This is a genomic window from Cryobacterium sp. TMN-39-2 (genome assembly GCF_004402745.1).
In the GTDB taxonomy this organism is placed as follows: domain Bacteria; phylum Actinomycetota; class Actinomycetes; order Actinomycetales; family Microbacteriaceae; genus Cryobacterium; species Cryobacterium zongtaii.
Map to the genome: position 1 here is coordinate 74376 of NZ_SOFX01000022.1, position 12723 is coordinate 87098.

Here is a 12723-nt window from a genome sequence, read left to right on the forward strand (position 1 = left end):
GCAGGAGACCACCATGAAAAGACTCGCTCTCGGACTCGGTTCGTTGGTGCTCGTGCTCGCCCTGCTGGTAGGTATCCCGGCCGCCCTGCTGTTCCTAGCCGGCAACCCGTTCCCCAGCGGAGACGAGCTGTCACGGGCGTTGAGCACGCCGGACTACGGCGGCGAGTTTCTGGTGGGCACCCTGCTGCCCCTGATCGCCTGGGTTGCCTGGGCCACCTTCGCGCTCGGCTTCCTCGTGGAGCTGCCGGGGCACATTCGCGGCATCCCCAGCCCGCACCTGCCCGGCCTCGGCCTGCAACAGCTCTGGGCCGCGGCCCTGATCGGCGCCATCGTCGTGATGCTCACCGGCGTCGGAGCCCTCGCCGGGTCGACTGCGGGATCGCCCGCGTCCGCGCCCGCATCCGTCAGCGTGTCCCAAAGCGGCACCGGTGCCACGTTCGGCTCGACCCAGGCGCATGGCGGCACCGGCGCGGGATCGACGGACAGCGCCGCGGTGAGCATCGACACGACGGTGGAGGCTGCACCCGCCGCGCCGATCGCCGCCGCGCCCACCTACGTCGTGCAACCCGGCGACTCGCTCTGGCGAATCGCGGAGCAGCACCTGGGGTCGGGGGAGCGGTTCGCCGAGATCGCGGGCTTGAACCTGGGAGTGGCTCAGGGCGACGGTCATTCCCTCACGGCCGAGAACTGGCTCAACGCCGGCTGGGTACTGACCCTCCCCGCCGATGCCGCGGTTCCGGCTGCTCCCGAAGCCGCCACCCCGGCTGAGCACGTTGTCGTCGAGGGCGACACGCTCTGGGACCTGGCCGCCGACGCATACGGCGACGGCACCCGGTACCCGGAGATCGTCGCGGCCAGTGCCGCGGTGGTGCAACCCGACGGCGCCACGATCACCGACCCCAACCTGATTCAGCCCGGCGAGACGGTGAACCTGCCGGGCGTCGGCGCACCGACACCGGATGCGGTCGCCGGGACAGCAGCCGCCAGCCCGGTTGCCGAGGGAGTACCGGTCGGAGCAACGATCGAGGCAGCATCGCCGACCGTCACCCCGGCCGTGGCCGCTCCCGTTGACGCCTCAGCCGGGGTGGAAGCCAACGCTGCCGGGGCTGCCGCGTTCTCGCACACGGCACCCGCACACACAACGGGCGGCATCGGTGCGGTGCTCGCCGTGGGACTGCTCGGGCTGCTCGGGCTGCGCCGGGCCGGTCAGCGTGGACGCCGGGAGTTCGGGCGCCGGATCGCCCTACCCACCGCTGAAGCCAGCACCCTGGAACTGGAACTGCGCGCCGTCGAGAACCGGATGGGCCTGGACGACATCGATCACGCACTGCGGTACCTGGCCGTGTGGGCCGAGGACACCGGGAGGACCCTGCCCTCGATTGAGGCCATCCGTCTCGCCGATGATGACGTCACCCTGTATCTGTCCGGCACCGACCCGCTACCGCGACCGTTCCGCACCGAGGCTGTTCCTGCCAACGTCGTGCCCGCGAACAGCACGACGGCCTGGACGATTGACCGGGCTGCACTGCCCGGAGTGGAACGGGTGCCGCAGCCGCCGTACCCGGCATTCGTGACCCTCGGCCAGGACCAAGCCGGAGCGCACATCCTGGTGGACCTCGAGCGACTCGGCACGCTCGGCGTGACCGGGCCGCCCGAGTTGCGGCTGGGCGTGCTCACCGCGATCGCCGCCGAACTGGCGACCAGCCGCCGCTCCGAGATCCGCGTCACCGTCGTCGGCGCCGCCGACGACCTGGCCACGGCGCTGGCTTCGCCACGGCTACGGCATGTGCCGGATGTGGCCACCCTCCTGGCGCACCCGGCCGGAGATGGCCTCGCCGCGGAGACCCCGGAAATTGTGATCCTCGCCTTGGCGCAACCACTCTCCGACCGGCAGCGGGCCGCCCTGGCCGCCCGGTCCGCGCGGCTGGGTATCGTCCAGTCGGGTTCAACGGCCCGCGCCGCGGCGGCACCCGACCGGGCGCCCTGGACTCTCAACGTCGACGACATCGGCGCCGCCCGGCTGCTGCCGGTGGGGCTCAGCCTTGCCCCGCAGCTGCTGGGGGCCGCGGAGTGCACCCGGCTGATCGAGCTGTTCCGCAGCACCGCCGCCCACAGCGTGACCGGGCCCGAGTGGGCGCGGCAGATGGGTGCGGCGGGTGTCGGCGGAGCCGGTTCGACCGGTACGGCGGAAGCGGCTGACGTCGGAGCATCCGGTGCCCCGTGGATTCGCCTGCTCGGGCCGGTCGAAGTGATTGGCGCCCGCGGTGTTGAACCTCGCGGCACTGCCGGCGGTGCAGAACTGTTTCGGCTGCCGTGGGCGACCGAGCTGGTGGCCTTTTTCACGGTGCACCGCACTGCCAGCGCGGTCGACGTGCAAACGGCACTCTGGCCGGCCGATCTGCCCACCGGCCTGGCCGCCCAGCAGAACCGCAACGCGCTGACGAACGAGACCCGGGCCTGGCTCGGCGACAGCACCGACGACGAACCGTACCTGCCGGTTGTCGGCGCGGACGGCCTGCGCCTGCACCCCGATGTGCAGAGCGACTGGGACGTCTGGCGGCAGCTGCTCGGCGACGATGTCACCCTCACGACGACAGCGACACTGGTCAGCGCCCTGCGGCTGGTCACCGGGGAGCCATTGAGCGGCCTGCCGACCAACCATTTCGTCTGGGCCGAGCCGCTTCGGGAGGAGATCACCGGAGCCGTCCTGGACGCCGCCGACGAGCTTGCGGCGCGGGCCCGGATCTCGGGCGACGCCGACAGTGCTGCCCTCGCCGCGAGCGCGCGCGGGCTCGTCGAGCCTGTACCGTTGGTCGAGCCTGCGGCGTTGGTCGAGCCTGTCGAGACCCGGTGAGACAGGTCAAAAAACTGCACCGTCGCGCAAAATTTGTCAGAAAGGATGCGGAGAGCCCGAACGGGTGATCCCAACCAAGTCAGTATGAAAACCTTCTTCCACCACTTCTCGTGGTCGCTCATCGTGTCCTTGATAGCGCTCGTCATCGCGCTGGTCTACGGCGGCTGGGCTGCGGTTGCCCTCTGCGTGATCCTCGGGTTGATGGAGATCTCTCTGTCATTCGACAACGCGGTTGTCAATGCCAGGGTGCTGGAGAAAATGTCGGGATTCTGGCAGAAGATCTTCCTCACGATCGGCATCCTCATCGCCGTCGTGGGGATGCGCCTGATCATGCCGCTCATCCTGGTGTCCGCAACCACGGGTCTGTCTTTCGGCGAGGTCATCACCCTGGCCCTGCAGAAGGGTGACCCGGCCACCGTCGGCACCTACGGCCACTATCTGCACGATGCCCACCCGCAGATTGCGGCCTTCGGCGGAATGTTCCTGCTCATGCTGTTTCTGGATTTCATTTTCGAAGAGCGGGACATCACCTGGCTCAGCTGGTTGGAGAAGCCGCTCGCACGGGTCGGAAAGCTTGATTCCCTGTCGTACGTTGTCGCGCTCGCGGCCCTGCTGGGCGGAGCTGCCATTGCCGAAGATGCCTCTGTGGTGCTTGTTGCCGGCGTGCTCGGCCTCATCACGTACGTTCTGGTGAACGGACTCGGGTCATTGTTCGAGGGCAGCGACGCGGCCGAGGCAGTTTCGGACACCACACGCGGCGGCGCGTCCACGCTTGCCGTACTCACCGGCCGGGCAGCGTTCTTTTCTTTCCTCTACCTCGAAGTCCTCGACGCCTCTTTCTCGTTCGATGGCGTCATCGGCGCGTTCGCAATCACCGCGGACCCGATTATCATCCTGCTCGGTCTCGGTCTGATCGGCGCGATGTTCGTCCGATCGCTCACCATCTTCCTGGTGCGCCAGGGCACCCTCAACGACTACATCTACCTCGACCATGGCGCCCACTGGGCCATCGGTGCGCTCGCGGGCATCCTGCTTCTGAGTATCGGTTTTGAGATCCCGGAGATCGTCACGGGTCTCATCGGGGTGTTCCTGATCTGCGCGGCCTTCCTCTCGTCGGTTCTCGCGAACCGGCGCGAATCGGCCGAAACCCAGGTGAAGGCCCCTGAACTCGTCGACAGTCCCTAGCGTCGGTTCTCACCGCGCCAGCGACCGTCGTGGAAAGCCAGGGCCGCCGGGCGCACCTCGACGACTCCGTAAAGTGCGGCGGGGCACTTCTCCGCCCACTCCAGCGCGGCGGCCCGATTCGGCACGTCGATCACAAAGCAGCCGGACAGGGATTCGACGGCGTCGATGAACGGGCCGTCGCGCACCTCCCGGCTGCCGCCGCGGAGCGTCACCGTAGTTGACTCCGCGGCGGGCCTGAAGATGTCCGCTGCGACCAACGCGCCCGATTCCTGTAACGACGCCGCGTACGCGTCGAACAGCTCCCGAAACGGCGGCAGCTCCTCCTCGGAGATATCGCCCTCCCTGGTCTCAGCCTTGATGATGAGCAACGAGAAGCGCATGAGATCTCCTTCGATATGCGGTTACAGGTCGAGCGATTCGTGGGGTTCGAGCGGGAAGAAGGTGCCGCCGTTCTGCTCCGTGGCGGACTTGATGCGGGAGCCGGCGAGGTCCTTGCCACTCCGCGACAAACCCATCTCGTGGGTGGGAAAGCTGCGCATCGGCTTCATAGCGAGAACGTAGTCGATGACCTCGCTGATCTTCAGCCACGGCGCCCCAGCCGGAACGGCCAGGGTCTTCACCGTGACTCCCTCGGGGATGGTGAACGCATCACCGGGGTAGAACAGCTCGTCGTTCACGAGCACCCCCACGTTGTCGATCACCGGAATGGACGAGTGGATCACGGCGTGCTTCTGGCCGAAGAACCGCAGCGTGAACGGCCCGGCCTCAACGGTATCTCCCTCGGCGACCACGGTCACGGCGATGTCACCGGCCGCTGCGGCGACACCGGCCGGCCCGTAGATGGGAACGCCGGGGTTCATGGCCAACACCCGGTTCAACTGCTCGGGTGTCCAGTGGTCGGCGTGCTCGTGGGTGATCACGATCGCGGCCGCATTGGCGGTCTCGGTCAGTGCGGTGGTGAACGAGCCGGGATCGATGAACAGCTTCTGCCCAGAGGCTTCGAGGACGAGTGCGGCGTGTTCGAGTTTGGTCAACTTCATGTCTCGAGCTAATACCCAAACCAGACCGCGGGCAACGCGCGACACGCGTATCCTGTGAGCACCTGCACCCCGCACGACGCGCGGACGACGCGCTCGATTTGAACTCGGTAACCAGGCTGTGGCATACTCGTGAAGTTGCAAAAACGGCCCCATCGTTTAGCGGCCTAGGACACCGCCCTCTCACGGCGGTAACACCGGTTCGAATCCGGTTGGGGTCACCAACGCCCGGCCTCCTTCTCACGAAGGAGGCCGGGCATTTTTTGTTTTGGGACGTTCGACCCTGTCGTTGCTGAACGCCGGCTGGGAGTCTGGGACTCACAGCCCAATGTCAGACGACACGGGCGCCATCAATCGACCCAGAGGAAACCTCCCATGGCCACCAGCACCACCCGCGGGGCAGCGGTCACAGCCCCCGCCGCGACGACCGGCACCACCCTGCTCCAGCGTCGAACCCTCGCGGTGCTGCGACTGGCCATCGGATTCATCTTCCTCTGGGCGTTCCTCGACAAGACCTTCGGTCTGGGCTTCTCCACTCCCGCCGAGCGTGCCTGGCTCAACGGCGGAACCCCGGCGCAGGGCTTCCTGAACAGCCCCGGCGTCACCGGACCGCTGCAACCGTTCTTCGTCGGAATCGCCAGCCCGCTGGTGGACTTCCTCTTCATGCTCGGCATGATCGCCGTGGGACTCGCCGTCATGCTCGGTGTGGGTCTGCGCGTCAGCGCCGTTGCCGGCAGCCTCATCATGGTCTTCATGTACCTGGCCGAGTGGCCCTTCGCCGCCGGCGCGGCCTCGACCAACCCGCTGGTGGACTACCACATCATCTACGCGCTGGCTCTGATCGTCGTCGCCGTCTTCGCGGCCGGCGACACCTGGGGCTTCGGCAAGACCTGGAAGGCACTGCCGATCGTGCAGAAGTACACCTGGCTGATCTAGCCAGTCAGCACGCAGAAGTACCTGGCCGGCCGCCCTTCGGGGTGGCCGGTTCTGTTCTACCCGCAGCCGGCCGCAGGCTACTTGGCGGCGCCGCGCTGGTTGCCGCGGGTGATTCGGGCGACTTCGTCGTCAATGGCGTCTTCGGTGATGATGCCCCGGTTGGGTCCGAAGGCGTCGAGGCCGATGAAGAAGGCAGCAATGCCCATGCCGCCGATCGGCCAGATCGGCCAGAAATACCCGCCCGGATCCGTCAACAACCACACGGCGATGACGATGAGAGAAACCCCGAGCCAGACGCCGCAATAGTTCCAGAAGTCACGGCGCGCCTTGAGCCGCTTCGTCGCGAGTTTGCGGAGTTCTTCGTTGTTCATACCGCGAGGGTATCGCCGGTACGGTGCCGCGACCATCCCCCGACCGGCCGAGGTGGCCGAAGGGGAGTGCGACGCCCGTATTTCCCGGTCAGAGTGCGTCTGAACAAGCCCGGGGTATTGGTACGGTGGTACCTCGACTTCCCCCGAACAGGGCGGAAGCGCTCCGAATCGGAGCCGGACGGATTTTTTCGGAGTGCACATGGCAGTCAACGGCGAGAGTGCGATCACCCTCGGCGACTCGAGCGTGCACTTCAGCTTCAGTGCCGGCAGCGACGTCGGATGGGTGCGCAAGGTCAACGAGGACAGCTATTTGGCCCAGTCACCGGTGTTCTTCGTCGCCGACGGCATGGGTGGTCACGCGCACGGTGACGCCGCCAGCCAGACCGTCATCCGGGTCTTCGACGACCACATCGAACAGGGCGTGCCCTCGACCCCCGAGCGGATCCTCGACGCGATCCACTCGTCGAACGACGCGGTGCGCGACCTCAGCGCTGCTGACGACTTCGGTACCGCAGTGTCCGGCACGACCCTCACCGGCGTCGCGTTCGTCGATGCCGGCGACGACGTCGGCTTTCACTGGATGGCGTTCAATATCGGTGACTCCCGTATCTACACCTGGGATGGTCGTACCCTCGAGCAGCTCAGCGTCGACCACTCCGCGGTTCAGGAGATGGTGGACGCAGGCTTGATCAAGGCGATGGATGCCGAGAGACACCCGGACCGCAACGTCATCACCCGCGCCATCGGGGCCGACGAATTCGTCGACGCGGATGTCTGGCTGTTGCCCGCGACCGGACGCCACACCTTCCTGCTCTGCTCCGACGGTCTCACCAAGGAACTGTCGGTCGTCGAGATCGCGGAGCTGCTGGCCTCGCACGCCGTTCCGGAAGACCTCGGATCACTGGCCGACGTGCTCGTCGCCGCGGCGCTGGCCAAGGGCGGCCGGGACAATGTCACCGTCGTCATCGTCGAGTCGACCTGGGGCGATCCTGGTCCGGACAACGATGTGACCCGCGAAAGCCCGGCAGGGTTGCACCAGAATCTTGAAGATACGCGGCCACGCAACACGAATCCGGACTGAAGAACGGCAATGGGGGGATCTGTGCTTTCGTACGACGACGACAACCGGGGCGGATGGCTGGCGGCTGCGACGGGGGACCGTCTGGTGCTCCTGCCCGCCGCCGATTCCGCCGCCGGCGCCCGCGTCTGGGCGAGCCTGGTCGGTGCCGGGTCGAGCGAGCAGGGTGCCCGCGCCGTGCTCGACGACCTCACCGCCGGCGGCCTGTCCAAGACCCCGCCGTTCGCGCTTCTCACCTGGGATGACTCGGTGCCGGCGACGGTACGGGTCTTTGTGCGCGGAGAAGTCGAGGTCGTTCTGACCACGGCCGACGGTGACCTGTCGATCGGCGGCCTGGGCGTCTCAACCTGGGTGGAGCGCTCCGTAGCGGACGTCACCGCTCTCTCGGTGACCGCTGTGCCCGTTGTTGCGGATGCCGACCCGATCGGCACGGATGACCTCGCCGCCCTGCTGCTCGGGGCCGGCCTTCCCCTCCGGGCGGGCATGGTGCGCACCCGTCGCCTGCGCCTGGCCGTCGACGGCGCCAGTGCGGCGTCGCCGACTCGGGCCGAGCCGACTCGGGCCGAGCCGACTCGAGTCGAGCCCGCTCGAGTGCAACCGACCGCGCAGATCGTGCCGCCGCCGGCAGCGCCGAAGACCGCACCGCCGCCGCTGCCGCCGGCCCGCCCGATCGCCGAACCGGCCAGCGAACAGACCATCTCCGACATCCCGGCGGCGGAGCCTGCCAACGCACCGGCCATCGAGCCCGCCCCGGAGCCCGACGCCGACCCCGCCGGCGGCTACGACCACCTGTTCGGTGCGACCGTGATGCGCGGTGTCGAGCAGGCGGCCGTGCGGCCTGAAGCCGAGGCCGATGACGACGAGCCCGTCGCGAAGGCAGATGTCGGCCCCTCCGACACCGACCGTGACGACACCGACCCTGACGACACCGACCCGGACGACGACGACCCGGACGACGACGAGCTCGACGGCGACCTGCCCGGCGACCACGACGGCCACACCGTGATGAGCGGTGACATCCAGAGGATGCGCGCTTCGCGTCGCCGTATCGCCGCCGAACCAGCCGCCGTCGCGCCTCGGCTCTACCTGCTGCTGCCCAGCGGGGTGCGGGAACCGCTCAGCCAGCCGATCCGGGTGGGTCGGGCGCCGAGCGTCAGCAAGATCTCCGGCGGCCTCGTGCCCAAACTGGTGAGCCTGGGCGGTGCCGACCAGGATGTGTCGCGCAACCACGTGCACTTCACCGTCGAGGGCGACACCGTCGTCGTCACCGACCTGCATTCCCGCAACGGCACCCTGGTCGTGCTGCCGGGCAAGCCGGCCCAGAAGTTGCGCCAGGGCGAACCCACCGCGGTCATCGTGGGCACCGTCATCGACCTCGGTAGCGGCATCACCCTCACGGTCGGCCAGGAGTGATGCGCCGCGCGCCGTCCGTCGCCCCGGAATTGCCCGGCTACGAATATGTCTCCGTCCTCGGCTCCGGCGGCTTCTCCGACGTGTTCCTCTACCAGCAGCGCCTGCCCCGCCGCCGGGTCGCGGTGAAGGTCCTGCTCACCGAGCAGCTCAACCCCTCCACCCAGGCGCAGTTCGTCGACGAAGCCAACCTGATGGCGCAACTGTCGACCCATCCGTACATCGTCACGATTTACCACGCCGACGTCGCGGGCGATGGCCGCCCGTACTTCGTGATGGAGCACTGCTCGGGCCCGAGCTTGGCCGAGCGTTACAAGCGCCAGAAATTCGGGGTCGAGGACGCCCTGCGCACCGGAGTACGCCTGGCCGGCGCGATCGCGACCGCCCATTCGGCCGGCATCCTGCACCGCGACATCAAACCGGCCAACGTTCTCACCAACGACTTCGGCTGGCCCGCCCTCACCGACTTCGGCATCTCATCGAGCCTCGACGAGGAACTGCCCGTACAAACCAGCACCGGTAACCACCGCCCGGCCGGGTCGGAGTCCACCGGCACCGGAGAAAGCCAGTCGGTCGGCATGAGTGTGCCCTGGTCGCCGCCGGAGATGTTCGAGGACGACCCGCGGCCCGACGTGCGCAGCGACGTCTTCTCGCTGGCCGCCACCATCCACACCCTCCTGGCCGGACAGACGCCGTTCGAGATCCACGGGCGCTCCAACGGCACCCTCGATCTGATCGGTCGCATCGAACGCGGTGCCATCACCCCCATCGGCCGTGACGATGTGCCGCGCTCGCTCGTGGCCGTACTGGCCAAGGCCATGGCCACCCGACGCGACGACAGGTTCGCCACCGCCGTGGACTTCGCTCGCGCCCTCCAGCGGGTGGAGCTCGAACTCGGCTACGCGCCAACGGGTATCGACATCCCCACCATCGCGGGCACCGAGCACGGCAAACCGGATGCGCCGGCCGGCGACGACGAGACCCGGGCGCGTTCCGTGGTGTCGATCGCCGCGCAGGCCCCGGCTCCGGCCCGGGCCGCCCCGGCGACGCCCGCAGCGCCGCCCGCCGAACCGGATCAGGCGGACGCGACACGCGTGCGCGGCGCCCGGGTGATCGAACCGGGCAGCGCCCCATCCGGCAGCGCTCCCGCCAGGAGCGCCGACGCCGGCACGCCCGCCCCCGGCACCCCCAACCCGGCCAAGGAAGCCACCGTCGTACGCCCCCGCGGCTCGGTACGAGCACAGGAACCCGTCTCAGCGCCCGCCGCCGCCGACGATGCCCCGATAGAGAACGCATCCGGCCGTCGCCGCCTGGTGATGATCGGGTCCATAGCCGCGGCCGTGCTCCTGATCGGCGCCGTGGTCGCCGCGGTCACACTCACCGGCATCGACAACTCCGCCCTCACCCCCAGCGCCTCTCCGGTACCGGCCAAACCGGACAGCGTGAATTCCGCCGCCGGAGTGCCGGCGCCGGTCCTCGAGGGCACCGCCACCTCCGAAGACGGCAGTCAGGTCACCTTCACGGTCAGCAACCCGTCCCCGTTGGACGGCGACGTTTACAGGTGGGCTCGCGCCGAAACCCCCAACCAGCCCAAGCTCAGCGCTGTCGCCGACATCACCGTCGACGGCGTCGTGCCCGACAGCACGGTCTGCGTGGACATCTACCTGCAACGCACCGACGGCAAGATTTCGGAGGCCAACCGTGCCTGCAACCGCTGAAATCACGCCGGTGCAGCCGCTGCGGATTGAATTCTGCGGCGAGTGGTACGGGGTGGAGCCCGGAGCGGACTTCTCGATCGGGCGCGAGTCCGACCTCACCATCGACGACAATCCGTATCTGCACCGCACCTTCCTGCGGCTCTACGAGGACTACGGAATGTGGTGGATCGCGAACGTGGGCAACCTCTTGTCTGCGACGGTGCCGGACACCACCGGCACGGTGCAGGCCTGGCTGGCGCCCGGCGCCAAACTGCCCATCGTCTTCCAGACCATGCACGTGATGTTCAGCGCCGGCTCGTCCACCTACGACTTCACCATCCACGCCGAGTCCGACTTCTACAACACCTCGCTGTCGGCCTCGCACGAGGGCGGTACCACCACCATCCTGCCCGTGACCCTCACGACAAGTCAGCGCCTGCTGATCGTGGCCCTGTCCGAGAGCATCCTCACCCAGGCTGTGCCCGGGCGGGGCGCCATTCCCAGCTCGGCGGAGGCCGCGGCCCGGCTGGGCTGGAGCATGACCACGTTCAACCGCAAGCTCGACAATGTCTGCAGCAAACTCGACAAGCTCGGCGTCGCCGGGCTCCGCGGCGGTACCGGCCATCTGGCCACCAATCGGCGGGCTCGACTGGTGGAGTACGCCGTCGCCACCCGGCTGGTGAGTCTGGACGATGTTGTCCTGCTCGACCGGGCGGCCGAGGGGGAGTGACCGGTGGGGACCCTGAGTTCGTGGTTGCGCGGCCGCAAGATGTCGGCTTCGGTAGTGGCCCTGTCGGTGATGGCCGGCGTGCCGCTGTCGTTCGCGGTGCTGCACGAGGGTTTCCCGGTGACGGATGTCGACCTCTCGGCCCGTGATGTGTGGGTCACCAACGGCAAGCAGCTGCTGGCCGGCCGGTTGAACCGGCAGATCGAGGAGCTCAACGCCTCGGTCAACGCCGCGTCCAGCGCCTTCGACGTGCTGCAGAACGGCGATGACGTCTTCCTCATCGATAGCAGTGTGGGCTCGATCGAACGTATCGACCCCGCCTTCACCACCCTTGGCGAACGTGTCGACGTGACGCCCGGTTCCGAGGTGCTCCACGGCGGCGACTCGATCGCCGTGATGGCCCCCTCCGGTGACGTGTGGGTACTCAACGCCGCCGGCGAACTGAGCTTCGACCCCAAAACCACCGACCCGGTGATGGAACTCGGTGCGGGCGGCCACATCGCCGTTTCGCAGGACGGCGTGGTCTTCGGAGCATCATCGACCGAAAAGAGCCTCTTCAGCTACGACCCGTCCTCCGAAGACACGGCCCAACCTGTAGCGAGTGACCTGCCGAAGCTGGGCGAGTTCCAGATTGCGGCGGTGGGGGACACCGCCGTTGTGCTGGACACGGAGAACCATCGGCTCGTTGTCGACGGTGAGAGCATTGAGGTTCCCCAGACTGCCCTGAAGCTGCAGCAGACCGGGGCCGAGAACGACGTGGCGCTGGTGGCGACCACGAAGGCGCTGCTGAGGGTGCCTCTGAACGGCGGCGACATCGTCACGGTCGACGCGAAGCTGGATGCCGCCGTGACCGATCCGAAATCGGTGTCGGCGCCGGTGTGGTTGAACGGGTGCGCGCACGCGGCCTGGTCGGGTGCCCAGCGTTACCTCGCCGACTGCGACGGCTCCGAGGTAATGCGGGAGACGATCCAGCAGCCCACCCAGGGGTCGGTGCTTGAATTCAGGGTCAACCGTGATGTGATCGCGTTGAACAACCTCTCCAATGGCAACGTGTGGCTGGTGGATTCGAACATGCGCCTGGTCGAGAACTGGGAAGAGGTCACCCCGCCCGAGGAATCGGACGCTGAGGACGGCACCGAAAAAGCCGCCCAACAGTCCTTCGAAGACACCATCGCTGAGCGCACCGATGTGAACCGAGCCCCGTTGGCGCGCGACGACGCGTACGGGGTACGGCCGGGCAAGACGACGGTGTTGCCGGTGCTGGAGAACGACACCGACCCCGACGGTGACGTGCTCACGGTCACCAACATCAGCGGGTTCTCCCCGTCGCAGGGCAGCCTGGATTACATCGACGGTGGCCGGGCCGTGCAGTTCACTCCCGCCGAGGATGCGGCCGGAACGGTGTCGTTCCGGTACACGGTGGCCGAT

General features: G+C 67.9%; 11 protein-coding genes and 1 tRNA gene. 9 read left to right on the forward strand and 3 right to left on the reverse strand.

What is annotated here, in order from left to right; genetic code table 11:
- The first annotated feature begins 13 nt into the window (after positions 1-13).
- Together E3O57_RS07300 and E3O57_RS07305 are read left to right on the forward strand one after the other, a co-directional pair.
- Positions 14-2854, forward strand: a complete 2841-nt coding sequence (locus E3O57_RS07300; protein WP_165787984.1) for a LysM peptidoglycan-binding domain-containing protein — start codon at positions 14-16, stop codon at positions 2852-2854.
- A gap of 84 nt (positions 2855-2938) precedes the next feature.
- Positions 2939-4039, forward strand: a complete 1101-nt coding sequence (locus E3O57_RS07305; protein ID WP_103479798.1) for a DUF475 domain-containing protein — start codon at positions 2939-2941, stop codon at positions 4037-4039.
- Here the strand turns inward: E3O57_RS07305 and E3O57_RS07310 are convergent.
- Together E3O57_RS07310 and E3O57_RS07315 are read right to left on the reverse strand one after the other, a co-directional pair.
- Complete coding sequence (locus E3O57_RS07310; RefSeq protein ID WP_088456523.1) at positions 4036-4419, reverse strand: YciI family protein; 384 nt, start codon at positions 4417-4419, stop codon at positions 4036-4038. The two genes, E3O57_RS07305 and E3O57_RS07310, sit on opposite strands and share 4 nt — an antisense overlap.
- A 21-nt stretch (positions 4420-4440) precedes the next feature.
- Positions 4441-5079 carry an MBL fold metallo-hydrolase gene (locus E3O57_RS07315; protein WP_103479799.1) on the reverse strand — a complete coding sequence of 213 codons (639 nt, stop codon included), beginning with the start codon at positions 5077-5079 and terminating at the stop codon, positions 4441-4443.
- 145 nt (positions 5080-5224) lie between these two features.
- Here E3O57_RS07315 and E3O57_RS07320 point away from each other — a divergent pair.
- Together E3O57_RS07320 and E3O57_RS07325 are read left to right on the forward strand one after the other, a co-directional pair.
- A tRNA-Glu gene (locus E3O57_RS07320) sits at positions 5225-5300 on the forward strand.
- A gap of 151 nt (positions 5301-5451) precedes the next feature.
- Positions 5452-6012, forward strand: coding sequence for a DoxX family protein (locus E3O57_RS07325; RefSeq protein ID WP_198415728.1), 561 nt, complete (start codon positions 5452-5454; stop codon positions 6010-6012).
- Between the two features lie 77 nt (positions 6013-6089).
- On the opposite strand, the gene E3O57_RS18660 is transcribed toward E3O57_RS07325, so the two are convergent.
- A complete protein-coding gene (locus E3O57_RS18660; protein WP_165787985.1) occupies positions 6090-6383 on the reverse strand; it encodes a 2TM domain-containing protein in 294 nt (97 codons plus the stop codon).
- A 199-nt stretch (positions 6384-6582) separates the two neighbouring features.
- Here E3O57_RS18660 and E3O57_RS07335 point away from each other — a divergent pair, with 199 nt between their 5' ends.
- The 5 genes from E3O57_RS07335 to E3O57_RS07355 all read left to right on the forward strand — a co-directional run.
- The gene (locus E3O57_RS07335; protein ID WP_103479801.1) at positions 6583-7464 is read left to right on the forward strand and encodes a PP2C family serine/threonine-protein phosphatase; all 882 of its coding nucleotides are present in this window, start codon (positions 6583-6585) and stop codon (positions 7462-7464) included.
- Between the two features lie 21 nt (positions 7465-7485).
- Entirely contained in the window at positions 7486-8874 is a 1389-nt protein-coding gene (locus E3O57_RS07340) for an FHA domain-containing protein (RefSeq protein ID WP_133159825.1), read from the forward strand.
- Positions 8874-10589 (forward strand): serine/threonine-protein kinase, encoded by a 1716-nt coding sequence (locus E3O57_RS07345; RefSeq protein WP_103479803.1) that lies wholly within the window; start codon positions 8874-8876, stop codon positions 10587-10589. The genes E3O57_RS07340 and E3O57_RS07345 overlap by 1 nt, the downstream gene beginning before the upstream one ends.
- Positions 10573-11298 carry a hypothetical protein gene (locus E3O57_RS07350; RefSeq protein ID WP_241990340.1) on the forward strand — a complete coding sequence of 242 codons (726 nt, stop codon included), beginning with the start codon at positions 10573-10575 and terminating at the stop codon, positions 11296-11298. Before E3O57_RS07345 ends, E3O57_RS07350 begins: the two co-directional genes overlap by 17 nt.
- A 3-nt stretch (positions 11299-11301) precedes the next feature.
- Positions 11302-12723, forward strand: a 1422-nt coding sequence (locus E3O57_RS07355) for an Ig-like domain-containing protein (protein WP_166804764.1), incomplete at its 3' end; no start/stop codon positions are given.

Coding starts and splice junctions, on each gene's coding strand:
- E3O57_RS07325 (WP_198415728.1), top strand. CDS start 5,452: ATGGCCACCAGCACCACCCGCGGGGCAGCGGTCACAGCCCCCGCCGCG.
- E3O57_RS07335 (WP_103479801.1), top strand. CDS start 6,583: ATGGCAGTCAACGGCGAGAGTGCGATCACCCTCGGCGACTCGAGCGTG.
- E3O57_RS07305 (WP_103479798.1), top strand. CDS start 2,939: ATGAAAACCTTCTTCCACCACTTCTCGTGGTCGCTCATCGTGTCCTTG.
- E3O57_RS18660 (WP_165787985.1), bottom strand. CDS start 6,383: ATGAACAACGAAGAACTCCGCAAACTCGCGACGAAGCGGCTCAAGGCG.
- E3O57_RS07345 (WP_103479803.1), top strand. CDS start 8,874: ATGCGCCGCGCGCCGTCCGTCGCCCCGGAATTGCCCGGCTACGAATAT.
- E3O57_RS07315 (WP_103479799.1), bottom strand. CDS start 5,079: ATGAAGTTGACCAAACTCGAACACGCCGCACTCGTCCTCGAAGCCTCT.
- E3O57_RS07300 (WP_165787984.1), top strand. CDS start 14: ATGAAAAGACTCGCTCTCGGACTCGGTTCGTTGGTGCTCGTGCTCGCC.
- E3O57_RS07310 (WP_088456523.1), bottom strand. CDS start 4,419: ATGCGCTTCTCGTTGCTCATCATCAAGGCTGAGACCAGGGAGGGCGAT.